This window comes from Pseudaquabacterium pictum (genome assembly GCF_005403045.1).
Taxonomy (GTDB): domain Bacteria; phylum Pseudomonadota; class Gammaproteobacteria; order Burkholderiales; family Burkholderiaceae_C; genus Pseudaquabacterium; species Pseudaquabacterium pictum.
The window spans coordinates 686508-710794 of the sequence record NZ_BJCL01000001.1 but is presented as its reverse complement, the minus strand read 5'-3'; the positions used below and the strand labels follow the sequence as shown (position 1 = coordinate 710794).

Annotated in this window: 20 protein-coding genes; 12 read left to right on the top strand and 8 right to left on the bottom strand. The window is 70.8% G+C overall.

Annotation, left to right across the window (positions count from 1 at the left end; genetic code table 11):
- Positions 1-62: 62 nt before the first annotated feature.
- Positions 63-827: a FadR/GntR family transcriptional regulator gene (locus tag FFT10_RS03220; protein ID WP_137731300.1), complete on the bottom strand. Its 765-nt coding sequence runs from the start codon at positions 825-827 to the stop codon at positions 63-65.
- 185 nt (positions 828-1012) lie between these two features.
- Here FFT10_RS03220 and FFT10_RS03215 point away from each other — a divergent pair, with 185 nt between their 5' ends.
- The 9 genes from FFT10_RS03215 to FFT10_RS03175 all read left to right on the top strand — a co-directional run bounded on the left by FFT10_RS03215 (position 1013) and on the right by FFT10_RS03175 (position 12851).
- Positions 1013-2170: a mandelate racemase family protein gene (locus FFT10_RS03215; RefSeq protein ID WP_228026927.1), complete on the top strand. Its 1158-nt coding sequence runs from the start codon at positions 1013-1015 to the stop codon at positions 2168-2170.
- Between the two features lie 8 nt (positions 2171-2178).
- Entirely contained in the window at positions 2179-3822 is a 1644-nt protein-coding gene (locus FFT10_RS03210) for an ABC transporter substrate-binding protein (RefSeq protein ID WP_137731299.1), read from the top strand.
- On the top strand, positions 3819-4829 hold the full coding sequence (locus FFT10_RS03205) for an ABC transporter permease (protein ID WP_137731298.1): 1011 nt from the start codon (positions 3819-3821) through the stop codon (positions 4827-4829). Before FFT10_RS03210 ends, FFT10_RS03205 begins: the two co-directional genes overlap by 4 nt.
- Positions 4826-5707, top strand: coding sequence for an ABC transporter permease (locus FFT10_RS03200; protein ID WP_137731297.1), 882 nt, complete (start codon positions 4826-4828; stop codon positions 5705-5707). The genes FFT10_RS03205 and FFT10_RS03200 overlap by 4 nt, the downstream gene beginning before the upstream one ends.
- Positions 5704-6570, top strand: a complete 867-nt coding sequence (locus tag FFT10_RS03195; RefSeq protein WP_137731296.1) for an ABC transporter ATP-binding protein — start codon at positions 5704-5706, stop codon at positions 6568-6570. The genes FFT10_RS03200 and FFT10_RS03195 overlap by 4 nt, the downstream gene beginning before the upstream one ends.
- A 2-nt stretch (positions 6571-6572) precedes the next feature.
- A complete protein-coding gene (locus FFT10_RS03190) occupies positions 6573-7331 on the top strand; it encodes an ABC transporter ATP-binding protein (RefSeq protein WP_228026926.1) in 759 nt (252 codons plus the stop codon).
- Positions 7332-7364: 33 nt separating this feature from the next.
- The gene (locus FFT10_RS03185) at positions 7365-8447 is read left to right on the top strand and encodes a mandelate racemase/muconate lactonizing enzyme family protein (RefSeq protein WP_137731295.1); all 1083 of its coding nucleotides are present in this window, start codon (positions 7365-7367) and stop codon (positions 8445-8447) included.
- Positions 8444-10471, top strand: coding sequence for a rhamnogalacturonan acetylesterase (locus FFT10_RS28005; RefSeq protein ID WP_194150894.1), 2028 nt, complete (start codon positions 8444-8446; stop codon positions 10469-10471). The genes FFT10_RS03185 and FFT10_RS28005 overlap by 4 nt, the downstream gene beginning before the upstream one ends.
- A 127-nt stretch (positions 10472-10598) precedes the next feature.
- Positions 10599-12851 (top strand): arginine/lysine/ornithine decarboxylase, encoded by a 2253-nt coding sequence (locus FFT10_RS03175; RefSeq protein ID WP_137731294.1) that lies wholly within the window; start codon positions 10599-10601, stop codon positions 12849-12851.
- 68 nt (positions 12852-12919) lie between these two features.
- Here FFT10_RS03175 and FFT10_RS03170 read toward each other — a convergent pair whose 3' ends face one another.
- On the bottom strand, positions 12920-15115 hold the full coding sequence (locus tag FFT10_RS03170; RefSeq protein ID WP_137731493.1) for a sodium-translocating pyrophosphatase: 2196 nt from the start codon (positions 15113-15115) through the stop codon (positions 12920-12922).
- 233 nt (positions 15116-15348) lie between these two features.
- Here FFT10_RS03170 and ppa point away from each other — a divergent pair, with 233 nt between their 5' ends.
- On the top strand, positions 15349-15891 hold the full coding sequence (gene ppa / locus FFT10_RS03165; protein ID WP_137731293.1) for an inorganic diphosphatase: 543 nt from the start codon (positions 15349-15351) through the stop codon (positions 15889-15891).
- Positions 15892-15976: 85 nt separating this feature from the next.
- Here the strand turns inward: ppa and FFT10_RS03160 are convergent, their stop codons facing one another.
- Positions 15977-18664, bottom strand: coding sequence for a bifunctional acetate--CoA ligase family protein/GNAT family N-acetyltransferase (locus tag FFT10_RS03160; protein ID WP_137731292.1), 2688 nt, complete (start codon positions 18662-18664; stop codon positions 15977-15979).
- 100 nt (positions 18665-18764) lie between these two features.
- A complete protein-coding gene (locus FFT10_RS03155; RefSeq protein ID WP_137731291.1) occupies positions 18765-19922 on the bottom strand; it encodes a GNAT family N-acetyltransferase in 1158 nt (385 codons plus the stop codon).
- A gap of 33 nt (positions 19923-19955) precedes the next feature.
- Here FFT10_RS03155 and FFT10_RS03150 point away from each other — a divergent pair, with 33 nt between their 5' ends.
- Positions 19956-21659 carry an NAD+ synthase gene (locus FFT10_RS03150; RefSeq protein ID WP_137731290.1) on the top strand — a complete coding sequence of 568 codons (1704 nt, stop codon included), beginning with the start codon at positions 19956-19958 and terminating at the stop codon, positions 21657-21659.
- Positions 21660-21695: 36 nt separating this feature from the next.
- A complete protein-coding gene (locus FFT10_RS03145) occupies positions 21696-22034 on the top strand; it encodes a P-II family nitrogen regulator (RefSeq protein ID WP_137731289.1) in 339 nt (112 codons plus the stop codon).
- A gap of 60 nt (positions 22035-22094) precedes the next feature.
- Here the strand turns inward: FFT10_RS03145 and FFT10_RS03140 are convergent, their stop codons facing one another.
- From FFT10_RS03140 to FFT10_RS03125, 4 genes are read right to left on the bottom strand one after another with little or no spacing between them, the layout of a single operon-like run.
- A complete protein-coding gene (locus FFT10_RS03140; protein WP_137731288.1) occupies positions 22095-22682 on the bottom strand; it encodes an LOG family protein in 588 nt (195 codons plus the stop codon).
- Complete coding sequence (locus FFT10_RS03135) at positions 22679-23059, bottom strand: diacylglycerol kinase (protein WP_137731287.1); 381 nt, start codon at positions 23057-23059, stop codon at positions 22679-22681. Before FFT10_RS03135 ends, FFT10_RS03140 begins: the two co-directional genes overlap by 4 nt.
- Positions 23056-23568 (bottom strand): RDD family protein, encoded by a 513-nt coding sequence (locus FFT10_RS03130; protein ID WP_228026925.1) that lies wholly within the window; start codon positions 23566-23568, stop codon positions 23056-23058. Before FFT10_RS03130 ends, FFT10_RS03135 begins: the two co-directional genes overlap by 4 nt.
- Positions 23565-24263 (bottom strand): DUF3106 domain-containing protein, encoded by a 699-nt coding sequence (locus FFT10_RS03125; protein ID WP_228026924.1) that lies wholly within the window; start codon positions 24261-24263, stop codon positions 23565-23567. Before FFT10_RS03125 ends, FFT10_RS03130 begins: the two co-directional genes overlap by 4 nt.
- Positions 24264-24287 lie beyond the last annotated feature (24 nt).

Here is a 24287-nt window from a genome sequence, read left to right as displayed (position 1 = left end):
GTCTCCGTGGTCTGTCCAGGGGCGGTTGTTGTTCGGGGGGGCGGGCGTCCGGTGGGACAGCCTCAGCTGCCGCCGGCCGCCTGCATGCGGTCGCGGCTGTTGGTCAGGTGCATGTACATCGCCGCGCGGGCCAGGGCCGGGTCGCCGCGGCGCACGGCGTCGAGCACGGCGCGGTGCTCCTGTGCGGTGATGTCCTTGTTCGAGCGCAGCTGCGGCGACGGCTCGCCGAAGCGGGCGGGACGCGGCGCCGTCGGGCGGCGCTGGGGCCGGCCCGCGCTGCGCGGGATGGTGGCGCCACTGAGCGAGCGCAGCACCAGCACGAAGTATTCGTTGCCGGTGGCCTGGGCCAGCAGCTCATGGAAGCGGAAGTCGGCCTCGGCCGTGCCCTCGCCGATGCTGTGCTGGCGGTCGAAATCGGCCAGTGCGGCTTCCATCGCGGCCAGTTGCTCCGGCGTGCGGCGCTGGGCGGCCAGGGCCGCGGCGTCGGCCTCCAGGCTCATGCGCAGCTCCAGCATCGCCAGCTTCTGCCGCACCTTCAGGTCGGCCTGCGCCTGGGCGGCCAGCGGGTTCTCGGCCTGGGTGGCCAGCACGAAGCTGCCCACGCCATGGCGGGTGTGCACCAGGCCGTTGGCCTGCAGGCGCGACACCGCCTCGCGCACCACGCTGCGGCTGACACCGTACTCGCGCATCAGCGCCGGCTCGGGCGGCACCTTGCTGCCCGGGGTCAGCTCGCCGCTGCGGATGCGCGCCGTCACGCCATCGACCACGCGCTGTGACAGGCTGGTGGGGCGGGCGGCGTCGCCGGGCTGGGGGTCGACGGTGGGCATGGGGTGGTGGCTCGTGTCAAGTCATCAGACGACTGACTTCAGTATAGGCAGATCAATCCGCCGGCGGAACGGGTCACGCCCGGCTTGTTTCTCGGTGTTTTCCCCTGGAATCAGGGTTTTGGCGTGGTGGTGCGGATGGCTTGCTCTACACTTCAAGTCATCAGACGACTGATGAATCAATGCCCATGATCACGATCGCCAGCGTGGACGCGGTGGAGTTCTCGTTCCCCACCCGCCGGTCGGTGGATGCCGCCGGCCACAGCCATCCCGGCCCGCTGCGCACTGCGCAGCAGGCGCTGCTGCGCATCACCAGCAGCGATGGCGTCACCGGCTGCTGCTTCGCGCCCAGCCAGGTGGTGCGCCCGCATGTGCTGAACCAGTTCGTGCGCCGCGTGCTGCTGGGGCGCGACGCGCTGCAGCGCGAGGCCCTGTGGTGCGAGCTGGAGCATTGGCAGCGCGGCAGCGCCGGCCAGCTGACCGACCGCGCGATGGGCGTGGTGGACGCCGCGCTGCACGACCTGATCGGCCGCACGCTGGGCGTGCCGGTGTGGAAGCTGCTGGGCGGCGTGCGCGACCGCATCCCCGCCTACGGCAGCACCATGTGTGGCGACGAGCTGGCCGGCGGCCTGTCCACGCCCGCCGAATACGCCGCCTTCGCGGTGCAGCTGGTGGAGAAGGGCTACAAGGCGATCAAGCTGCACACCTGGATGCCGCCGGTGGCCTTCGCGCCCGATCCGGCCATGGACATCCAGGCCTGCACCGCGGTGCGGCAGGCGGTGGGCCCGGACATCGCACTGATGCTGGACGGCTACCACGAGTACAGCCGCACCGACGCGCTGCGCATCGGCCGTGCCCTGGAGGAGCTGGACTTCACCTGGTACGAGGAGATGATGAACGAGCAGAGCATGTCGTCCTACGTGTGGCTTGCGCAGCAGCTGCGCATCCCGCTGCTGGGGCCGGAGAGCCTGTCGGGCAAGCACTACGCGCGCGCCGAGTGGGTCAAGTCCGGGGCCAGCGACATCCTGCGTGCCGGCGTCAACGGCTGTGGCGGCATCGGCCCGGTGATGAAGGTGGCCCACCTGGCCGAAAGCTTCGGCATGCACTGCGAGGTGCACGGCAACGGCGCGCCCAACCTGGCGGTGTGCGGCGCCATCCGCAACACCACCTGGTACGAGCGCGGCCTGCTGCACCCCTTCCTCGACTACGACGAGCTGCCGCCCTACCTGCTGCGCCAGATCGACCCGCTGGACGCCGACGGCTGCGTGCCGATGCCGCCCGGCCCCGGCCTGGGCGAGGAGATCGACCACGACTACATCGCCCGGCACACCGTGGCGACCTTCTGAGCCCACCCATGCAGCGCCGCCAGTTCACTGCTCTGGCCCCTGCGGCAGCCGTGGCGGCCTGGGCTGCTGCGCCGGTGCAGGCTGCCGATGCCGCGGCCGACCAGCTGCTGGTGGGCATGAGCATGAACAACCTGCTGTCGCTGGACCCCGGCAGCGCCACCGGCCTGGACGCACTGGCCGTGGCCTGCAACCTCTACGACCACCTGCTGGAGACCGATGCGGCCGACACCACCCGGCTGCTGCCCGGGCTGGCCGAGGCGTGGCAGGTGGCCGAGGGTGGCCGCTTGCTGCAGTTCCGCCTGCGCAGCGGCCCGGCCTTCGCCGGCGGCCGGCCGGTGACGGCGGACGATGCCGCCTGGTCGCTGCAGCGGGTGCTGCGGCTGAACCTGGCGCCCGCCACGGTGTGGAAGAGCTACGGTTTCAGTGCCACCAACGCCGATGCCCTGGTGCGCGCCACCGATCCGCACACCCTGCAGATCACGCTGCCGCAGCCCACCGACCCGGCCCTGGTGCTCGCCACGCTGGCCACGTCGATGAGCGCCTGCGTGCTCGACCGGGCCGCCGTGATGGCCCAGGCCCGCACCGAGGCCCGGGGCAGCGACTTGGGCGCGACCTGGCTGACCACCCATGCCGCCGGCTCCGGCGCCTTCGTGCTGGAGGCCTGGCGGCCGAAGGAATTGCTGACGCTGCAGCGGGCCCCCGGCCACTGGCGCGGGCCGGCCCGGCTGCGCCGCGTGGTGCTGCGCCACATGACCGAATCGCAGACGCTGCGGCTGATGCTGTCGCGCGGCGACCTGGACGTGGCCGGGGGCCTGTCGGCGCCCGATGTGCGCGCCCTGGCCCGGCGGCCCGACCTGGCGGTGGAGCGGGTGCGCCGCGGCAACCTGTACTACCTGGCCGTCAACGCCCGCCGGGCGCCGTTCACCGACGAGCGGGTGCGGCGCGCCGTGCTGCGCCACCTGATCGACTTCCAGGGCGTGGCCGACGGCGTGCTGCCGTTCTACGGCGAGCTGCAGCAGCGCCCGGTGCCGCCGGGGCTGCCGGCCTCGCTGCCGCAGCCCGGCTACCGGCTCGACGTGGCAGAAGCCCGCCGCCTGCTGGCCGAGGCCGGCCTGGCCGGCGGCTTCGACACCACCATCCGCGTCATCGCCGAGGCGCCGTTCACTGCCATCGCCACCAGCGTGCAGGCCACGCTGGCCCAGGCCGGCATCCGCGCGTCCATCCTGCCCGGCACCGGCAACCAGGTCTATGGCGCGATGCGCGAGCGCAGCTTCGACCTCGTCGTCGGCCGCGGCGGCGGCGGGTCCGAGCCGCACCCGCACTCCAGCCTGCGCGCGCTGCTCTACAACCCCGACAACCGCGACAGCGCCAAGCTCAGCAACTTCCAGGGCTGGCGCACCGGCCATGCCGATGCGGTGCTCAACGGCCTGATCGAGCAGGCGCTGCTGGAGCGCGACCCAGCGCGTCAGCGTGCGCTCTACCAGCAGGCGCAGGAACGCGCCGATGCCGTGGTGGGCGGCCTGCAGCCGATCGCCCAGGTGCTGGACACCCAGGTGCTGCGCCGCGTGGTGCAGGGCTATGCCGGCCATCCGGCGGGCACGACGCGGCTGCACGGCGTGTCCAAGCTGCCGGCGGCGGAGGCCCGGGCATGACGGCGGGCAGACTGCTGCGCGGCAGCGGCGGCATCGCGGCCACGCTGCTGGGCCTGCTGCTGCTGACCTTCCTGATCGGCCGGGTGATGCCGCTGGACCCGGTGCTGGCCGTCGTCGGGCCCGACGCCGACCGCGCCACCTACGAGCAGGTGCGCCGCGACATGGGGCTGGACCAGCCGCTGGCGCTGCAGTTCGCGGGGTATCTGCATGCGCTGGCCCGGGGCGACCTGGGCCGGGCCCTGCTGACCGGCAATCCGGTGGCCACCGACCTGGCCCGTGTGCTGCCCGCCACGGTGGAGCTGGCCACGCTGGCCATCCTGATCGGCACCGTGCTGGGCGTGCCGCTGGGCGTGCTGGCCGCCAGCCACCACCGCCGCTGGCCCGATCACCTGGCCCGCGTCGTCGGCCTGCTGGGCCATTCCACGCCGGTGTTCTGGTTCGGCATGATGGGCCTGCTGGTGTTCTACGCCTGGCTGGGCTGGGCTGGCGGCATCGGCCGCATCGGACTGGCCTTCGAGGGCACGGTGCCCAACCGCACCGGCCTGCTGCTGGTGGATGCGCTGCTGGCCGGCGATGGCGCGGCCTTCCAGAGCGCGCTGCGCCACCTGCTGCTGCCGGCCTGCGTGCTGGGCCTGCACTCGATGGCCTACCTCAGCCGCATGACCCGCGCCTTCATGCTGGCGCAGCTGTCGCAGGAGTACGTCACCACCGCCCGGGTCAAGGGCCTGCCCGAGTGGCAGGTGGTCTGGGGCCATGCGTTCCGCAACATCCGGGTGCAGTTGCTGACCATCCTGGCCCTGGCCTACGGCGGCCTGCTGGAAGGCGCGGTGCTGGTCGAGACGGTGTTCGGCTGGCCCGGCTTCGGCAGCTACCTCACCAGCAGCCTGCTGCTGGGCGACATGAATGCGGTGATGGGATCGGTGCTGGTGGTGGGCCTGCTGTTCGTCGCGCTGAACCTGGGCGCCGATGCGCTGTACCGGGTGTTCGATCCGAGGGCCAGGGCATGACGGCGGCGGCGCAGGCATCCGCTGGCGCACGCAGCGCCTGGTCCGGTGAAGCGGCCGCGCTGGCGCGGCGGCTGCTGCGCAACCCGTTGACGGCGGCCGGCCTGGTGGTGATCGCGGGGCTGGTGCTGCTGGCCGCGCTGGCACCCTGGATGGCACCGCATGACCCGCTGGCGCAGAACCTGGCGCGGGCGTTGCAGCCGCCCGGTGCGGACCACTGGTTCGGCACCGACGAGTTCGGACGCGATGTCTTCAGCCGCCTGCTGCACGGCACCCGCATCACGCTGTTCATCGTCGTGCTCGTCACCGTCGTGGTCGGGCCGCTGGGCATGGCGGTGGGCGTGGTGGCGGGCTGGTTCGGTGGCGCCGTGGATGCGGTGCTGATGCGGCTGACCGACATCGTGCTGTCTTTCCCCGGGCTGGTGCTGGCCCTGGCCTTCGTCGCGGCGCTGGGCCCCGGCCTGGACCATGCCGTGCTGGCGATCGCGCTGACCGCCTGGCCGCCGATAGCCCGGCTGGCGCGGGCCGAGGCGATGACGCTGCGGCAGGCCGACTTCATCGTCGCCGCGCAGTTGCAGGGCGCCTCGCATGCCCGCATCCTGCTGCTGCACCTGGCGCCGCTGTGCCTGCCCTCGGTGCTGGTGCGGCTGACGATGAACATGGCCTCGGTGGTGCTGACGGCCGCCGGCCTGGGCTTCCTGGGCCTGGGCGCGCAGCCGCCGCTGCCCGAGTGGGGCGCGATGATCGCCGAGGGCCGCCGCTACATGCTCGACAGCTGGTGGCTGGTGGCCGCGCCCGGCGCGGCCATCCTGGCCGTCAGCATGGCCTTCAACCTGCTGGGCGACGGCCTGAACGACGCCCTGGATCCGCGCCAGCAATGACCACCACCGCCCCCCCGCCCACCCCGCCCACCACGCCGCTGCTGGACGTGCAGGACCTGCGCGTCACCTACGGCCAGGGCGCCGGCGCGGTGCCGGTGGTGCAGGGCGTGTCGTTCACGCTCGGCCGCGAGAAGCTGGCGCTGGTGGGCGAATCCGGCTCGGGCAAGACCACGGTCGGCCGGGCGCTGCTGCGCCTGCTGCCGCGCCAGGCGCAGATCACCGCGTCGCGGCTGCAGTTCGACGGATGCGACCTGCTGGCGGCCAACCCGGCGCAGATGGCCGCCCTGCGCGGCCGGCGCATGGCGATGATCATGCAGGATCCGAAGTTCTCGCTGAACCCGGTGATGACGGTGGGCGCACAGATCGCCGAGAGCGTGCAGCGCGACCGCCGCCTGCCGCGGGGCGAATGCGCCGACCGGGTGCACCAGCTGCTGGCGCGGGTGCACATCCGCGAGCCGCAGCGCGTGGCCGGCCAGCATCCGCACCAGCTGTCCGGCGGCATGGGCCAGCGGGTGATGATCGCGATGATGCTGGCGCAGACGCCGCAGCTGCTGATCGCCGACGAGCCCACCTCGGCGCTGGACGTGTCGGTGCGCCAGGAGGTGCTGGCCCTGCTGGACGAACTGGTGGCCGAGCAGGGTCTGTCGGTGCTGTTCGTCAGCCACGACCTGCCGCTGGTGCGCCGCTTCTGCGACCGGGTGCTGGTGCTGTATGCCGGCCGGGTGGTGGAGACCATCGCCGCGGCCGATCTGGACGAGGCCACCCATCCCTACACCCGCGGCCTGCTCGACGCCGTGCCCGGCCTGCGCCACCGCCGCGCGCAGCTGCCGGTGCTGCAGCGCGATGCGGCCTGGGCGCGATGACCATGACCGACACCACCCCGATGCTGCAGGTGCGCGGGCTCACGCTCGCCTTCGACGACGGTGCCGGCCGCGCACGCCCCGTGCTGCAGGGCATCGACCTCGACCTGGCCCCTGGCGAGGCCTTCGGCCTGGTTGGCGAATCGGGCTCGGGCAAGACCACGGTGCTGCGCTGCCTGGCCGGGCAGTACCGGCACTGGCAGGGCCGCATCGCCATCGCCGGCCAGCCCTATGCCGGCGGCGCCAGCGCCGCCCACGCGCGGCGGGTGCAGATGGTGTTCCAGGATCCGTACGGTTCGCTGCACCCGCGCCACACGGTGCACACCGCGCTGGCCGAGCCGCTGCGGGTGCAGGGGCTGGGTGACATCGACCGGCGCATCGATGCCGTGCTGGCCCAGGTCGGCCTGCCGCTGCACTTCCGCCACCGCTGGCCGCACCAGCTGTCGGGCGGGCAGCGCCAGCGGGTGGCCATCGCCCGCGCCCTGGTGCTGGAGTCGCCGCTGCTGCTGCTGGACGAGCCCACCTCGGCGCTGGATGTGTCGGTGCAGGCCGAGGTTCTGAACCTGCTGGCCACGCTGCGCCGCACCCAGGGTCTGAGCTACCTGCTGGTGAGCCATGATCTGGGGGTGGTGGCCCACCTGTGCGACCGGCTGGCGGTGATGCAGCAGGGCCGCATCGTCGAGACACTGACCACCGACGCCCTCTGCGCCGGCCAGGCCCGGCATGCCTACACCCGGGCGCTGCTGGCGGCGGCCGATGCCTGACAACCGAACCAAGCCCTTCTGGAGATCCCGACGATGACCCGCGTGGTGGCCTACACCTCCCTGTGCAGCCTGCAGCGCTGGGGCCGGCCGATCGGCGATGTGAACAGCATCAACCGTGACGGCAGCCGGCCGGTGCCGGTGCTGCTGCTGCACACCGACGACGGCCGCACCGGCGTGGGCCTGGCCCCGCACGAGGGCATCGAGCGCGTGTTCCCGGTGGTCGAGGGCGAAGACCCGCGTGCCGTGCCGGCGCTCTACGACCGCATGTTGGCCCGGGTGTTCAAGACCGGCCACGGCGGCGCGGTGTTCAGCGCCATCGGCGCCGTCGACATGGCGCTGTGGGACCTGAAGGCCCAGCTCGCCGGCGAACCGCTGTGGCGCCTGCTGGGCGGGCGCACGCCGTTCGTGCCGGGCTATGCCTCGGCGCTGGACTACGGGCTCGACGATGCCGCCCTGGTGGCCCTGCACGAGTGCTACCTGACCCACGGCTTCAGTGCGGCCAAGCTCAAGGGCGGCGCCGATCCGCAGGCCGACCTGCACCGGCTGCAGCTGCTGCAGCGTGTCTACGCCCGCAGCGGCCAGCCGGTGAAGCTGATGCTCGACATCAACGAGGCGCTGAGCCCGAAGGACGCGCTGCGCCATGTGGCGCAGATCGAGCAGGCGCTGCCGCTGCACTGGGTGGAAGAGCCGGTGCGCCGCTGGGATGCGCCGGGCCATGCGCTGGTGCGCGCCGGCGTGCGCGCCAACGTGGCCAGCGGCGAGAACCTGAGCGGCCTGGAGCAGTACCAGCCGCTGCTGGCGGCCGGCGCGCTGGACGTGGTGCAGACCTCGATGATCACCGGCATCACCCACTTCCTGCGGCTGGCCGCGGCGGCGCAGCTGCACGGCCTGCCGGTCAGCCTGGTCAGCTACCGCGGCCACCTGGTGGCGCATGCCGCCACCGCGGTGCCCAACCACACCCTGCTGGAGGTGAAGGAGCTGGACGAACGCCCGCTGGGCATCGACTACGACCAGCGCGTGGCCGACGGCGGCCTGCACCTGGGCGAGACGCCCGGCCTGGGCGTGCGGGTGGACCGGGCGGCCATCGAGGCGCACATGCGCGCCAGCGCGGCATGACGGCAGCCACCGGCCTGCGGCGCGCAGCCCGCCGGGCCGTGGCCCTGCTGCTGGCCGCTGCCATGCCCTGCCTGGCCCAGCCCGCACCGCCCGCGGCCTACCTGGTCGGCGATTCGACGATGGCCACCGCCACCGGCTACGGCGATGCGCTGTGCGCGCGGCTGCAGCCGGCGCTGGACTGCATCAACCTCGCCAAGGGCGGCCGCAGCACGCTGAGCTACCGCGCCGAAGGCCTGTGGGAGGCGCTGCTGGCCCGGCTGCGTGCCCGGCCGGCGGGCAGCGGCACGGCCCATGTGCTGGTGCAGTTCGGCCACAACGACCAGCCCGGCAAGCCCGGCCGCTCGACCGACCTGGACACCGAGTTCCCGGCCAACCTGGCCCGCTATGTGGCCGAGGCCCGGGCCGCCGGCGCGCAGCCGGTGCTGGTGACGCCGCTGACCCGCCGCAGCTTCCGTGGCGACCGGCTCGACGACAACCTCGGCCCCTGGGCCGCGGCGGTGCGGCGGGTGGCCAGCGCCCAGCGGGTGCCGCTGGTCGACCTGCATGCCGCCAGCATGGCCCTGGTGCAGCCGCTCGGCCAGGCCGGCGCCGACGACCTGGCCGAGGCGCCGCCAGGCGATCCGCGCTTCGACCGCACCCACCTCGGACACCGCGGCGCCTGTGTCTTCGCCGAGCTGGTGCAGCGCCAGCTGGCCCGGGCGGTGCCGGCGCTGGACACGCCGCGCACACCGCAGCCCGACTGCGCGACAGTGCTGCCGCCGTCACAGCGGTTTTCCATCGGCCCGGCCGACATGCGCGGCTGGACGGCCACCCGCGGCGGCGCCGGCGGCGCCATCCTGCGGGTGACCACACTGGCGGCCGACGGGCCCGGCTCGCTGCGGGCGGCGATCGACACGCCGGGCCCGCGCACCATCGTCTTCGAGGTCGGCGGCGTGATCGACCTGGCCGGCGGCACCCTGGAGATCCGCCAGCCGCACCTCACCATCGCCGGCCAGACGGCGCCCAGCCCGGGCATCACCCTCATCCGTGCCGAGACGGTGGTGCGCACCCACGATGTGGTGCTGCAGCACCTGCGCTTCCGGCCCGGTGGCTGGGGCCGGCCGCGGCAGGGCGGCGGCGACCAGGACGGGCTGTCGACCGCCGGCGGGGCCCGCGACGTGGTCGTCGACCACTGCAGCTTCTCCTGGGGCACCGACGAGAACCTGTCGGCCTCGGGCCCGCGCTTCGGCGCCGGCCGCGCCGACGAGACGCCCGACGACTGGCGCCGCGCCACCTCGCACCGCATCACCTTCAGCCACAACCTGATCTACGAGGGCCTGTCGCATTCGGTGCATGCCAAGGGCGAGCATTCCAAGGGCACGCTGGTGCACGACAACGCCACCGGCGTGCTGCTGTATGGCAACGTCTACGTGTCCAACCGCGAGCGCAATGCGCTGTTCAAGGGCGGCGCCCGCGGTGCGATGGTCAACAACCTGATCGTCAACCCCGGCCGGCTGGCGGTGCACTACAACCTGTGGCCGCAGGAGTGGGGCGACAAGCCCTGGCAGACCGGCCGCCTGAGCCTGGTGGGCAACCTGCTGCGCCACGGCCCGGACACCGAGCCTGGCACTGCGCTGTTCACGCTGCGGGGCGCCGGTCCGGTGGAACTGCACCTGCACGACAACCTGGCCTTCGACCGCCAGGGCGCGCCGGTGCCGCTGGTGGCCCTGGCCGGCACCGGCCAGGCCGCGGTGCTGCCGCTGCCCGAGGCCGACCTGCCGCCCGGCCTGCGGATCCGGCCGGCGGCCGTGCTGGCCGGCGAGCTGCCCGGCGCCGTCGGCGCCCGGCCCTGGGACCGCGACGACACCGACCGCCGGCTGCTGGCCGATCTGGCGGCCGGCCGCGCCCGCATCGTCGATGCCGAGCCGCCGCCCGGCCTGCCACCGGTGGCACCGCCCACCCGCCGGGCCTTCGACCCCGAGGCCTGGCACATCGACACCATGAGCCCGCGCCTGGGCTGGGCGCGCATCGGCCTGGTGCCCTGAGCCGCGGCGCGCTGTCATCGGCGTGCTGCGGTTCACCCCTACACTTCGCGCCTTGTCCGGCGGTGGCCCCCCTGGCCCGGCCGGTGGCACCCCTTGATTCCTGCCCCGCTCCCGAGGAGCCCCCCGCATGCTGCGTTTCCGCTTTCCCATCGTCATCATCGACGAGGACTACCGCTCCGAGAACACCTCGGGCCTGGGCATCCGGGCATTGGCCGACGCCATCCAGAAAGAGGGCTTCGAGGTGCTGGGCGTCACCAGCTATGGCGACCTGAGCAGTTTCGCCCAGCAGCAGAGCCGGGCCTCGGCCTTCATCCTGTCCATCGACGACGAGGAGTTCACCCCCGGCCCCGAGCTGGACCCGGCGGTGCTGAACCTGCGCAAGTTCATCGAGGAGATCCGCTTCAAGAACAGCGACATCCCGATCTACCTGTACGGCGAGACGCGCACCAGCCAGCACATCCCGAACGACATCCTGCGGGAGCTGCACGGCTTCATCCACATGTTCGAGGACACGCCCGAGTTCGTGGCCCGGCACATCATCCGCGAGGCCAAGAGCTACCTCGACGGCGTGGCACCGCCATTCTTCAAGGCGCTGGTGGACTATGCGCAGGACGGCAGCTACAGCTGGCACTGCCCGGGCCACTCCGGCGGCGTGGCCTTCCTCAAGAGCCCGGTGGGCCAGATGTTCCACCAGTTCTTCGGCGAGAACATGCTGCGTGCCGACGTGTGCAACGCGGTCGACGAACTGGGCCAGCTGCTGGACCACACCGGCCCGGTGGCCGCCAGCGAGAAGAACGCGGCGCGCATCTTCAATGCCGACCACTGCTTCTTCGTCACCAACGGCACCAGCACCAGCAACAAGATGGTGTGGCACCACACGGTGGCGCCGGGCGATGTGGTGGTGGTCGACCGCAACTGCCACAAGAGCATCCTGCACAGCATCATCATGACCGGCGCAGTGCCGGTGTTCATGACGCCCACGCGCAACCACTACGGCATCATCGGCCCGATCCCGAAGAGCGAGTTCAGCCGCGAGGCCATCGAGCGCAAGATCGCCGCCAATCCGCTGCTCAAGGGGGTGGACCCGAAGACGGTGCGCCCGCGGGTGATGACCCTGACCCAGAGCACCTACGACGGCGTGCTCTACAACACCGAGACCATCAAGGGCATGGTCGACGGCTACATCGACAACCTGCACTTCGACGAGGCCTGGCTGCCGCACGCCGCCTTCCACAAGTTCTACGGCACCTTCCACGCCATGGGCAAGAACCGGGTGCGGCCGCAGCAGGCGATGGTGTATTCCACCCAGTCCACCCACAAGCTGCTGGCCGGCATCAGCCAGGCCAGCCAGGTGCTGGTGCAGGATTCACAGACGGTCAAGCTGGACAAGCACCTGTTCAACGAGGCCTACCTGATGCACACCAGCACCAGCCCGCAGTACGCCATCATCGCCAGCTGCGACGTGGCCGCCGCGATGATGGAGCCGCCCGGCGGCACGGCGCTGGTGGAAGAGAGCATCAAGGAGGCGATGGACTTCCGCCGCGCGATGCGCAAGGTCGACAAGGAATTCGGCAAGGACTGGTGGTTCACCGTCTGGGGCCCCGACAAGCTGGTGGACGACGGCATCGGCCGCTCCGACGCCTGGACGCTGAAGGCCAAGGACAAGTGGCACGGCTTCGGCAACCTGGCCACCGGCTTCAACCTGCTCGACCCGATCAAGTGCACCCTGATCACCCCGGGGCTGGACATGTCGGGCAAGTTCGCCCCCACCGGCATCCCGGCGGGCATCGTCACCAAGTTCCTGGCCGAGCACGGCGTGGTGGTCGAGAAGACCGGCCTCTACAGCTTCTTCATCCTGTTCACCATCGGCATCACCAAGGGCCGCTGGAACACGCTGCTAACCGCGCTGCAGCAGTTCAAGGACGACTACGACCGCAATGCGCCGATGTGGCGCATCCTGCCGGAGTTCTGCCAGGCCCATCCGCAGTACGAGAAGATGGGCCTGAAGGACCTGTGCCAGGCCATGCACCAGGCCTATGCCGAGGGCGACATCGCCCGGCTGACCACCGAGATGTACCTGTCGGACCTGCAGCCGGCGATGAAGCCCAGCGACGCCTATGCCCACATCGCCCGGCGCCAGACCGAGCGGGTGGACATCGATGACCTGGAAGGCCGCATCACCACCGCGCTGCTGACGCCGTACCCCCCGGGCATCCCGCTGCTGATCCCGGGTGAGCGCTTCAACCGCAAGATCGTGCAGTACCTGAAGTTCACCCGCGCCTTCAACGCCCGCTTCCCCGGCTTCGCCACCGATGTGCATGGCCTGGTGGAAGACGAGGGCGGTGCCGAGGGCCGCTACTACGTGGACTGCGTTCGGTAACCTCGCTCGCCGGGCGCTATGAAAAAAGGGCCGCGTCAGCGGCCCTTTGTCATGCGTGGCAGGGCAGCTCAGTTGCTGGCAGCCGATGCCGCGGCCGGCGCAGCAGCAGGTGCCACCACCGCCGGCGCCGGCATGGCGGCCGGCGCGGTGACGGCGGCCGGCGCCGCATGCGCAGCGGCCGGCTTGGTGCTGGCGCTCATCGGCAGCAGCGGCACGATCAGCAGCGCCACGATGTTGATGATCTTGATCAGCGGGTTCACCGCCGGGCCGGCGGTGTCCTTGTACGGATCGCCCACGGTGTCGCCGGTCACGGCCGACTTGTGCGCGTCGCCACCCTTCTTGTGCAGCACGCCGGCTGCGTCGGTGAAGCCTTCCTCGATCAGCTTCTTGGCGTTGTCCCAGGCGCCGCCGCCGGTGCACATCGAGATGGCCACGAACAGGCCGGTCACGATGGTGCCCATCAGCAGGCCGCCCAGGGCCGCCGGGCCCAGCAGCAGGCCCACCAGCACCGGCACCACCACCGGCAGCAGGCTGGGCACCACCATCTCCTTGATGGCTGCGGTGGTCAGCATGTCGACGGCTGCGCTGTAGTTGGGCTTGCGCTTGCCGGCCATGATCTGGCCGTCCTTGAACTGGCTGCGCACCTCCACCACCACCGCGCTGGCTGCCCGGCCCACCGCCTCCATCGCCATCGCGGCGAAGAGGTAGGGGATCAGGCCGCCGATGAACAGGCCGATGATCACCATGTGGTCGCTCAGGTCGAACGCCACGTGCATGCCGCGGCCTTCCAGCGCATGGGTGTAGTCGGCAAACAGCACCAGCGCGGCCAGGCCGGCCGAGCCGATGGCATAGCCCTTGGTCACGGCCTTGGTGGTGTTGCCTACCGCGTCCAGCGGGTCGGTCACGTCGCGCACGCTGGCGGGCAACTCGGCCATTTCGGCAATGCCGCCGGCGTTGTCGGTGATCGGGCCGTAGGCGTCCAGCGCCACCACGATGCCGGCCATGCTGAGCATGGAGGTGGCTGCGATCGCGATGCCGTACAGCCCGCCCAGCTGGAAGGCCACCATGATGGCCGCGCAGACGAACAGCACCGGCCAGGCCGTGCTGCGCATGCTGACGCCGAGGCCGGCGATCACGTTGGTGCCATGGCCGGTGGTGCTGGCCTGGGCCACATGCTGCACCGGGCTGTATTGCGTGCCGGTGTAGAACTCGGTGATCCACACCAGCGCCGCGGTCAGCACCAGGCCCACGGCGCAGGCGCCGATCATGCGCATCTGGGTGCCGGCACCCAGCGCGTCGTCGGGCATCACCGCCATGGTCACGCCGATGAAGGCGATGAACGACAGCACGCCGGCGACGATCAGGCCCTTGTAGAGCGCGGGCATCACGTTCTTCATGCCCGGGCTGGCCTTGACGAAGCCGCAGCCGATGATCGACGCGATGATCGACACACCGCCCAGCAGCAGCGGGTAGACCACCGCGGCCATCGGCGCGGCGGTGACCATGATCGCGCCCAGCGCCATGGTGGCGATCAGCGTGACGGCGTAGGTCTCGAACAGGTCGGCGGCCATGCCGGCGCAGTCGCCCACGTTGTCGCCCACGTTGTCGGCGATCACCGCTGGGTTGCGCGGATCGTCCTCGGGGATGCCGGCTTCCACCTTGCCCACCAGGTCGGCGCCCACGTCGGCGCCCTTGGTGAAGATGCCGCCGCCCAGCCGCGCGAAGATCGAGATCAGGCTGGAGCCGAAGGCCAGGCCCAGCAGCGGCTTGAGCACGCTCGACAGGCTCTTGTCGGGCGTCATGTTGCCGTTGCCGGTGATGAACAGGAAGAAGATGCCCACGCCCAGCAGGCCCAGGCCCACCACCAGCATGCCGGTGATGGCGCCGCCCTTGAAGGCGACATCCAGCGCCGGGCCGATGCCTTTGGTGGCTGCCTGCGCAGTGCGCACGTTGGCCTTCACCGACACGTTCATGCCGATGAAGCCGCAGGCCCCCGACAGCACCGCACCCAGCACGAAGCCGGCGGCGGTGGTGCCGTCCAGGAACACGCCGATGGCAATCGCCAGCACCACGCCGACGATGGCGATGGTCTTGTACTGGCGTGCCAGGTAGGCCGCCGCGCCTTGCTGGATGGCGTCGGCGATTTCCTGCATGCGGGCGTTGCCAGCGTCCTGCGACAGGATCCAGCTGCGCTGGATGAATCCATAGATCACGGCAGCGATGCCGCACGCAAGCGCGATGTAGAGCGCCATGTTGGTCGATATCAAGGTATCTCCTTCCTCGGTCTAGCCCTGTGAACAAACGCGCCCGATGGGTGTTGTCGCCGGCTGGCCTGCGTGCGCCGCCGTGCCCGGGTCGCCAGGGCAATGTACGGCGCAGGCGCCGGGGTGGTGACGGTGTTTTCCTCCGGTGTCCCCGGCGCGACGTCAGGGCATGGCAAGCGCGCTTCGTAGAATGCGGGTGAACCCTTGTTCCTCCCACTCCAACGAGCCCATCCATGAGCCTGCACAACGTGACCCCCGGCGCCAAGGCGCCCCAGGAATTCAACGTGATCATCGAGATCCCGATGAATGCCGACCCGATCAAGTACGAGGTGGACCACGAGACCGGCGCGCTGTTCGTCGACCGCTTCATGAGCACGGCCATGCACTACCCGTGCAACTACGGCTACATCCCCAACACCCTGTCGGGCGACGGCGACCCGGTGGACGTGCTGGTGATCACGCCGGTGCCGCTGATCCCGGGCGTGGTGGTCACCTGCCGTGCGCTGGGCATGATGCAGATGGAAGACGAGGCCGGCGCCGACAACAAGCTGCTGGCCGTGCCCATCGACAAGGTGCTGTCGATCTACAGCCAGTGGAAGAAGCCCGAAGACCTGAACCCGCTGCGGCTGAAGACCATCCAGCACTTCTTCGAGCACTACAAGGATCTGGAGCCCGGCAAGTGGGTCAAGGTCACCGGCTGGACCGGCGTGGACGGCGCCCACAGGGAAATCACCGACGGCATCGCCAATTTCGCCTCGCAGAAGGACAAGGCCTGAGCAAGCGGGCCCCGTGGAACCGGCTTTGCCGGACCACTGGGGCCGCCCCTTTGAGGGGGAGCGCCGCAGGCGCTTCGGGGGTGGGTCATAACGCCTTGCTCACGAGCTTGAAATCCGGGTCCTCGGGGAACGGATGCACGGTGTAGCCCAGGCCGGTCATCAGCCGCAGCATGTTGGGGTTGTTGGCCAGCACCAGGCCGTCGATCTCGCTCAGGCCCTTGGCCCGGGCGAACTCCATGATCGACAGCATCAGCCGTGAGCCCAGGCCCTGGCCCTTGAACTGGTCGGATACCACCAGGCTGAACTCGCAGCTGGTCTGGTCGGGGTTGGTGATGTAGCGCGAGACGCCGATGATCTGCTCGGTCTCGGTGAAGGCGCCGTCGTCGCCCGCGGTGCGGGTGCGGTGCACCGCCACCAGGGCCATCTCGCGGTCGTAGTCGATCAGGGTGTAGCGGGCCAGCATGCGCGGCGGCAGCTCGGGCATGGCGCTGGCGAAACGGAAGTAGCGGCTCTCCTGCGACAGGCCGCGGACGAAGGCCTGCAGCATGTCGGCATCGTCGGGCTGGATCGGGCGGATGGTGTAGAGCCCGCCGCCCTTCATCGGCCACTCGCGCTCGTAGGCGCTGGGGTAGGGCAGGATGGCCAGGTGGTTGTAGTCGCCACTGCCATGGTGGTTGGGCGGCGCATGCTCGATCACCACCCGGGCGTCCACCGCCACCGCGCCGGTTTCGTCGACGATGATGGGGTTGATGTCCATCTCGCGCAGCTGCGGCAGCTCGCACACTATTTCCGACACCCGCAGCAGGATCTGCTCGACCAGCTCCAGGTCGGCCGCCGGCGCGCCGCGCCAGGCGCCCAGCATCTCCGAGACCCGGCTGCGCTCGATCAGCCGCCGCGCCAGGAACTGGTTCAGCGGCGGCAGCTCCATCGCCCGGTCGGCGATCAGCTCGATCATGATGCCGCCGGCGCCGAAGGTGATCACCGGGCCGAACGGGTCGTCGGTGGTCAGGCCGATGTAGATCTCGCGGCCATGGCGCAGGCCGGACATCGGCTGGATCGTCACGCCGTTGATGCGCGCGGTGGGCTGGGCCCGTTTCACCGCGGCCAGCATGTCGTTGTAGACATCACGCACCTGGGTGGCGCTCAGCACGTTCAGCGCCACGCCCTGCACATCGCTTTTGTGGCTGATGTCGGGCGAGTCGATCTTCAGCGCCACCGGGTAGCCCAGCTGGGCGGCGATCAGCATCGCCTCGTTGGCGGTGCGCGCCAGCATGGTGCGGGTGACGGGGATGTGGAAGGCCGCCAGCAGCGCCTTGCTCTCCATCTCGGTCAGCACCTTGCGGCGCTCGGCCAGCACGCCCTCGATCAGCAGGCGGGCGCCTTCCACGTCGGGCTTGGCCAGGCTGGAGTTGGGCGGCGGTGTCTGCTGCAGCAACTGCTGGTTCTGGTAGAAGCTGGCGATGTTGCCGAAGGCATCCACCGCCGCCTCGGGCGTGCGGAAGCTGGGAATGGCCACGCCGTTGAGCACGTCCCGCGCTTCCTTCACCCGTGCGTCGCCCATCCAGCAGGCCAGCACCGGCTTGCCGGTCAGGCGGAACACCTCGGCCACGCCGCGGGCCACGGCGGCCGGGTCGCTGTCGGGCTTGGGCGAGTAGATCGCCAGCATGCCGTCCACGCCGGTGTCCTTGCCCAGGGCCAGCAACGCGGCGCTGTAGTGGGCGGCCAGCGCGTCCTCGCCGAGGTCGATGACCGACTGCAGGTCGGTGCCCGGCGGCAGCTGCGGCGCCAGGCCGGTGCGGCCGGCTTCGGCCAGCGTGGCCACGTCCAGGCCGATCTCGTTGGCCCAGTCGGCCGCCAGCACGCCCGGCCCGCCGCCGTTGGTGACGATGGCCAGCCGTTTGCCCACCGGCCGATAGCGCGAGGCCAGGCACTTGGCGGCCGAGAACAGCTGGGTGAACAGCCGCACCCGCACCGCACCGGCGCGGCGCAGCGCCGCCTCGAAGACATCGTCGCTGCCGACGATGGCCGCCGAGTGCGTCAGCGCCGCCTTGCTGCCGGCCGGCTTGCGCCCGGCCTTCATCACCACCACCGGCTTGGCATAGGCGGCGGCACGCAGTGCGCTCATGAAGCGGCGGGCGTTGCGGATGCCCTCCATGTAGACCAGGATGGACTTGGTGCTGGCATCGTTGGCCAGGAAGTCCAGCGCCTGCGGCAGGTCGACGGCGGTGTTGGGCCCCAGCGAGACCACGGCCGAGAAGCCCACGCTGTTCTGCTGCGCCCAGTCGAGGATGGACGCCGTGAGCGCGCCCGACTGCGAGATCAGCGCCAGCGGCCCGGGCGCGGCCATCGCTCCCAGCGCGCTGGCATTGAGCTGCAGCAGCGGCCGCTGGAAACCCAGGCTGTTGGGCCCCAGCAGGTGCACGCCGTGGCGCTTGGCAATCGCCAGCAGCTCGGCGCAGGGCGCCGCGCCCAGGCCCGACGACAGCACCAGCGCCGCGCGGCAGCGGATGCGGCCAGTGACTTCCAGCGCCGCGGCCACCTGGGCGTCGGGCAGGGCGATCAGCGCCAGATCGGCCCGCGACTGCGCCAGATCGGCCAGCGTGCCGGTCATGTGGATGTCGAGGTGGGTGACGGTGCCGGCATAGCCGCCGTCGCGCAGGTTGGCCAGCAGGGCGCGGGCCTGCGGGGTCTGCGTCTCGGGCCGGTCACTGTCGCCGGCGAAGACGACGATCGACTGCGGCGAGAACAGCGGGGTCAGGTAGTGTTTGTCCATGGGCAGAGCCTGTCGGCCGGCCGTTGCAGGCGTAGCCGCCAGCATAGGCCAGCACGGCGTTGAGACAACGGGTTTTCCCAGGCCCGCCGCTTGCGGTGCGTCAAGTGCCGGTCTTGAACGGGCTGTGCTCGCGCAGTTCGTCCACGTAGGCGGCGATGCCGTGGCCTTCGCGCTGCAGGAAGTCGGCCACCGCGGCCGAGAACTGCGGGTGCGCCAGCCAGTGCGCCGAGCGCGTGCCCACCGGCAGCAGGCCTCGGGCCATCTTGTGCTCACCCTGGGCGCCGCCCTCGAAGCGGCGGAAGCCGTTGTCCATGCACCACTGCAGCGGCTGGTAGTAGCAGGCCTCGAAGTGCAGGCAGGGAATGTAGGTGGTGGCGCCCCAGTAGCGGCCGTAGGCCTCGCCGCGCTCGCGGTCGATGGCCACCAGTGACGCGCCCACCGGCTCGCCGCCCAGCCGTGCCACGCACATCAGCCAGTGCTGCGGCAGCGTGGCGGCCATGGCCTGGAAGAAGGCCGCGCTCAGGTAGGGCGTGGAGCCATGCGCCCGGTAGGTGAGGGTGTAGCACTGGTGGAAGAAGCGCCACAGGCCGGCATCGATGGCGTCGCCCTCGTGCAGGGTGAACACCACGCCAGCCTCGGCCACCCGCCGCCGCTCCTGCTGGATCTTCTTGCGCTTGTCCCGCTGCAGGCTGGCCAGGAAGGCGGTGAAGTCGGCATGCGGGGCCGCCGGGTCCTGCGTCCAGTGGAACTGCACGCCCTGGCGGGCCAGCCAGCCCCGGGCGGCAATGGCCGGTGTCTCGTCGGGCTCGTGGAACAGCAGGTGCACCGACGAGGCGTCCTCGTCCTCGGCCACCTGGGCCAGGCCGGCCAGCAGGGTGTGGCGGGCGGCGTCGTCGGCAGCCAGCAGGCGGCTGCCGGGCACCGGGGTGAAGGGCACGGCCACCAGCAGCTTGGGGTAGTAGCGCAGGCCGTGGCGCTGGTAGGCATCGGCCCAAGCCCAGTCGAACACGTACTCGCCGTAGGAATGGCTCTTCAGGTAGGCCGGCGCGGCGGCCACCAGCTCGGCGCCGCGGTGCACCGTGACGAAGCGCGGCGCCCAGCCGGTGCGCGGCACCGCGCTGCCCGAGGCATGCAGTGCCGCCAGGTATTCCCAGCGCATGAAGGGGGTGGGGCGGCTCTGCGCGGCCAGCAGCGCGTTCCAGGCCACGCCATCCAGCGCGCAAGGGTCTTGGTGGACCCGGATAACATCCTTCGTCATTGATTCGAACCCGGTCTGCTCGCCCACCACAACATGTCCAATTCCACCCCTGCGGTCCGCATTGCACTGGCCCAGTTCAATGCCACGGTCGGTGATCTGGCCGGCAACGCGCGCCGCATTGTGGACTGTGCACGGGAAGCCCATGCCGGCGGTGCGGCCCTGCTGGTGGCGCCGGAGCTGGCGCTGACCGGCTATCCACCCGAAGACCTGCTGCTGCGACCGGCGTTCATGCAGGCCTGCGCCCGCGAGCTGGCCGCGCTGGCCACGGCGCTGGCGGCGTTCGACGGCCTCACCGTGGTCGTCGGACATCCGCACCAGTTCGAGGGGCAGGGCGACCAGCGCACCCGATCACATGCCGTGGTGCAGCGCTTCAATGCCGCGTCGGTGCTGGCCGGCGGCCAGGTGCAGGCCACCTACTGCAAGCGGGAGCTGCCCAATTACCAGGTGTTCGACGAGCGGCGTTATTTCGTGTCGGGCCGGGATGCGGGGCAGGGCGCGGTGGTGTTCACCGCCGGCGGCCGCCGCATCGGCTTGCTGATCTGCGAGGACGCCTGGTTCGACGAGCCGGCCCAGGCCGCCCGCGCGGCCGGTGCCGAGGTGCTGTGCGTCATCAACGCCTCGCCGTTCCATCTGGACAAGAGCGGCGAGCGTGAATCGCGCATGGTGCAGCGGGTGCAGGCCACCGGCCTGCCGCTGCTCTATGCCCACCTGGTGGGCGGGCAGGACGAGGTGGTGTTCGACGGCGCCTCTTTCGCCCTCGACGCCCAGGGCCAGGTGGCCGCGCGCGGCGGCTGCTTCACCGAGCACCTGGTCTGGGTCGACTGGCATGCCGACGGCCGCATGACCGGCGAGGTGCAGCCGGTGCCCGAGCTGGAAGCCCAGGCCTGGGCGGCGCTGGTGACCGGCGTGCGTGACTACATCGGCAAGAACGGCTTTCCCGGCGCCATCATCGGCTTGAGCGGCGGCGTCGATTCGGCCCTGGTGCTGGCGATTGCGGTCGATGCGCTGGGCGCCGACCGGGTACGCACCGTGATGATGCCCAGCCCCTACACCGCCAGCATCTCCTGGATCGACGCCCGCGACATGGCCGAACGGGTGGGCGTGCGCTACGACGAGATCTCGATCCTGCCGATGTTCGAGGCCTTCAAGGGCGCGCTGGCGGCCGAGTTCGCCGGCCGGCCCGAGGATGCGACGGAAGAGAACATCCAGGCCCGCATCCGCGGCACGCTGCTGATGGCGCTGTCGAACAAGTTCGGCTCCATCGTGCTGACCACCGGCAACAAGAGCGAGATGGCCACCGGCTACTGCACGCTGTACGGCGACATGGCCGGCGGCTTCGCGGTGATCAAGGACGTGGCCAAGACCCTGGTCTACCGCCTGTGTGAATGGAAGAACCGCCAGCCCACCCGGCGTGCCGACGGCACGGTGGGCCCGGTCATCCCGGAGCGCATCATCACCCGCCCGCCCTCGGCCGAGCTGCGCCCCGACCAGACCGACCAGGACAGCCTGCCGCCCTACGAGGTGCTGGACGCCATCCTGGCGCGCTACATGGAGGAAGACCAGTCCATCGATCAGATCGTGGCCGCCGGCTATGCCGCGGCCGATGTGGAACGGGTCACCCGGCTCATCAAGATCAACGAGTACAAGCGCCGCCAGTCACCGGTGGGCATCCGCATCACCCACCGTGCTTTCGGGCGGGATTGGCGCTACCCCATCACCTCGAAGTTCCGTGCTTAAATTCAAGCCAATCCCCCTCAGTGTCCGGAGCCGCGCATGAAACAGATCACCGCCATCATCAAGCCGTTCAAGCTGGAGGAGGTGCGCGAATCCCTGGCCGATGTCGGCGTCTCCGGCCTCACCGTCACCGAGGTCAAGGGCTTCGGCCGCCAGAAGGGCCACACCGAGCTCTACCGCGGCGCCGAGTACGTGGTCGACTTCCTGCCCAAGGTGAAGGTGGAAGTGGTCGTCAAGGACGCTGACGTCGACCGCTGCCTGGAAGCCATCGTCAAGGCCGCCAAGACCGGCAAGATCGGCGACGGCAAGATCTTCGTCACCCCGGTGGAGCAGGTGGTGCGCATCCGCACCGGCGAGACCGACGAATCGGCCGTCTGATCTGGCGTCCACGCCACCAAGGGCAGGCTGCGGCCTGCCCTTTTGCATGGCGCGGGCGCTTCAGATCTGGCTGAAGTTGTCGTCGGTGGGGTCGCCGGCCCGGGCGGCCAGGGTGTCGAGCAGGCGCTCGACCTGGTCGTCGGTGTGCAGCATGGCCATCTGGTCGTCGCCCATGAAGCCCTCGGCCACTGAATGGTGCAGGAACTTCAGCATCGGCGCCCAGTAGCCCTCGACATCCAGCAGGCCGATGGGCCGGTCGTGGTAGGCCAGGTGGCGCCAGGTCCAGACCTCGAACAGCTCTTCAAAAGTGCCGATGCCCCCGGGCATGGCGATGAAGGCGTGGCTGCGCTCGGCCATCATCTGCTTGCGCTGGTGCATGGTCTGCACCACATGCAGCTCGGTCAGGCCGGCATGGCCGACCTCCAGGTTCATCAGCGATTCCGGGATCACGCCCACCACCGTGCCGCCGGCGGCCAGCGTGGCATCGGCCACCGCGCCCATCAGGCCGGCACGGCCGCCGCCGTAGACCAGCTGCCAGCCGCGCCGGCCGATGGCCGTGCCCAGGCGCAGGGCCAGGTCGCGGTAGGCGGGGCGCGCCCCGTTGCGCGAGCCGCAATACACCGCCACGGAAAACGGTGTGCCGCTCATGCCATCCACCGCTGGTAGATCACCGTGGCCCACACGCCGCCGCACCACAACAGTGCCAGCAGCACCGCGGCGCTGCCGTAGTCCTTGGCGCGTTTGGCCAATTCATGCAGGTCCAGCGACACCCGGTCGACCACCGCCTCGATGGCCGAATTCAGCAGTTCGACGATCATCACCAGCAGCACCGATCCGGCCAGCAGCGCCACCTCCATCCAGTTGCGGCCCAGCCAGAAGGCGGCCGGCAGCATCACCACTGCCAGCGCGGCTTCCTGGCGGAAAGCGCTTTCGAAGCGCAGCGCCGCCGAAAAGCCCTGCATCGAATAGCCAAACGCATGCAGCACCCGGTCCAGCCCGGTGCGCATCTTGTGCGGATTGTTCATGCCCTGGATTTTGCCTTGGCGGGCAGCGGCGGCTTGTGGTCCACCAGGCGGGTGCCGCAGACCACGTCGTGCCAGAACTGCCGGTCCGGGCGCAGCCATGCCAGCGCCGCATAGGCCAGGACGCCGGCGAGCATGGCCGCGGCGATGGCTGCCTTGCTGTGCAAGCCGGCGCTGTACACCGCAGCGCTGGCCGGCAGGAACCACAACCAGGCCAGCAGGTAGCGCCCCCAGGCGCGGCGCATCGTCACAGGCGCATCGTTCGCCGTGCGCAGCCGGATGTGCCAGGCCTTCATCGCCACCGTCTGGCCGCCGTGCGTCCAGAACCAGGTGAAGTACACGCCCAGCACCACGAACAGGTAGACCATCATGCCGATGCGGCCCTCGATGGCATGGCGCTGCTGCGTGACCAGCGAATACAGCAAGCCGGCGATCATCACCACGCCGAACAGCAGCACGCCTTCGTAGACGAACGCGGCCAGCCGCCGCGCCAGGGCCGGTGCCTGGCTCACGGCTGCCGGGGTGCCGATGCGGCAGCGGTGGCCTGCGGACCCAGCTGGGGCAGCAGCGTCTGGCGGTTCACCTGGTCCGGCTTGGCCGCAATCTTGGGCTGCCCCGGCTTCTGGTGGGCCGGGGGGGAGGCGGGCCGGGTCATCAGCGTGGTGGTGGCGCCAGGCTTGGCCTGCACGATGGTCGGCGTCACTGGCTTGACCGGCGGCGCCGAGGCGCCAGAGCGCGGCAACTGGGCCGACTTCTTGGGCACGGCGGCGTCCAGCGGTGGGGCGGCCAGTGGCGGCCTGCGGGCGTCCGCGGCCGGCTTGGCGCGCTCGGCCAGCGCCTGGCGCTTGTCGTCCGGCAGCGCCTTGTAAGCCTCCCAGCGCTCCTGCTTCTGTTCACGCGTCAACTGCTTCGACTCCTGGAAGGTCAGCCGGGCACGGCCGCGTTCGGCCGGCGTCATGCGCGCCCAGTCGGCCATGCGTTCCTGCACGCGCTGGCGCTCCTCGGCCGGCATCGACGGAAACCGCGCAGCCACTTCCAGCCACTTGGCCTTGCGCGGGGCGTCGATGGTGTGCCAGTCGCGCTGCAGCGGCCCCAGCACCTGGCGCTGCTGCACGCTCAGCGTGGCCCAGCCAGGGCCGCCAGCATCGGCATCCGATGGCCGGGCGGGTTCGGCGGCTGCACACCAGCCTGCCGCGACCAACAGCAACGTCAGGATGGAAGAACGGATCAG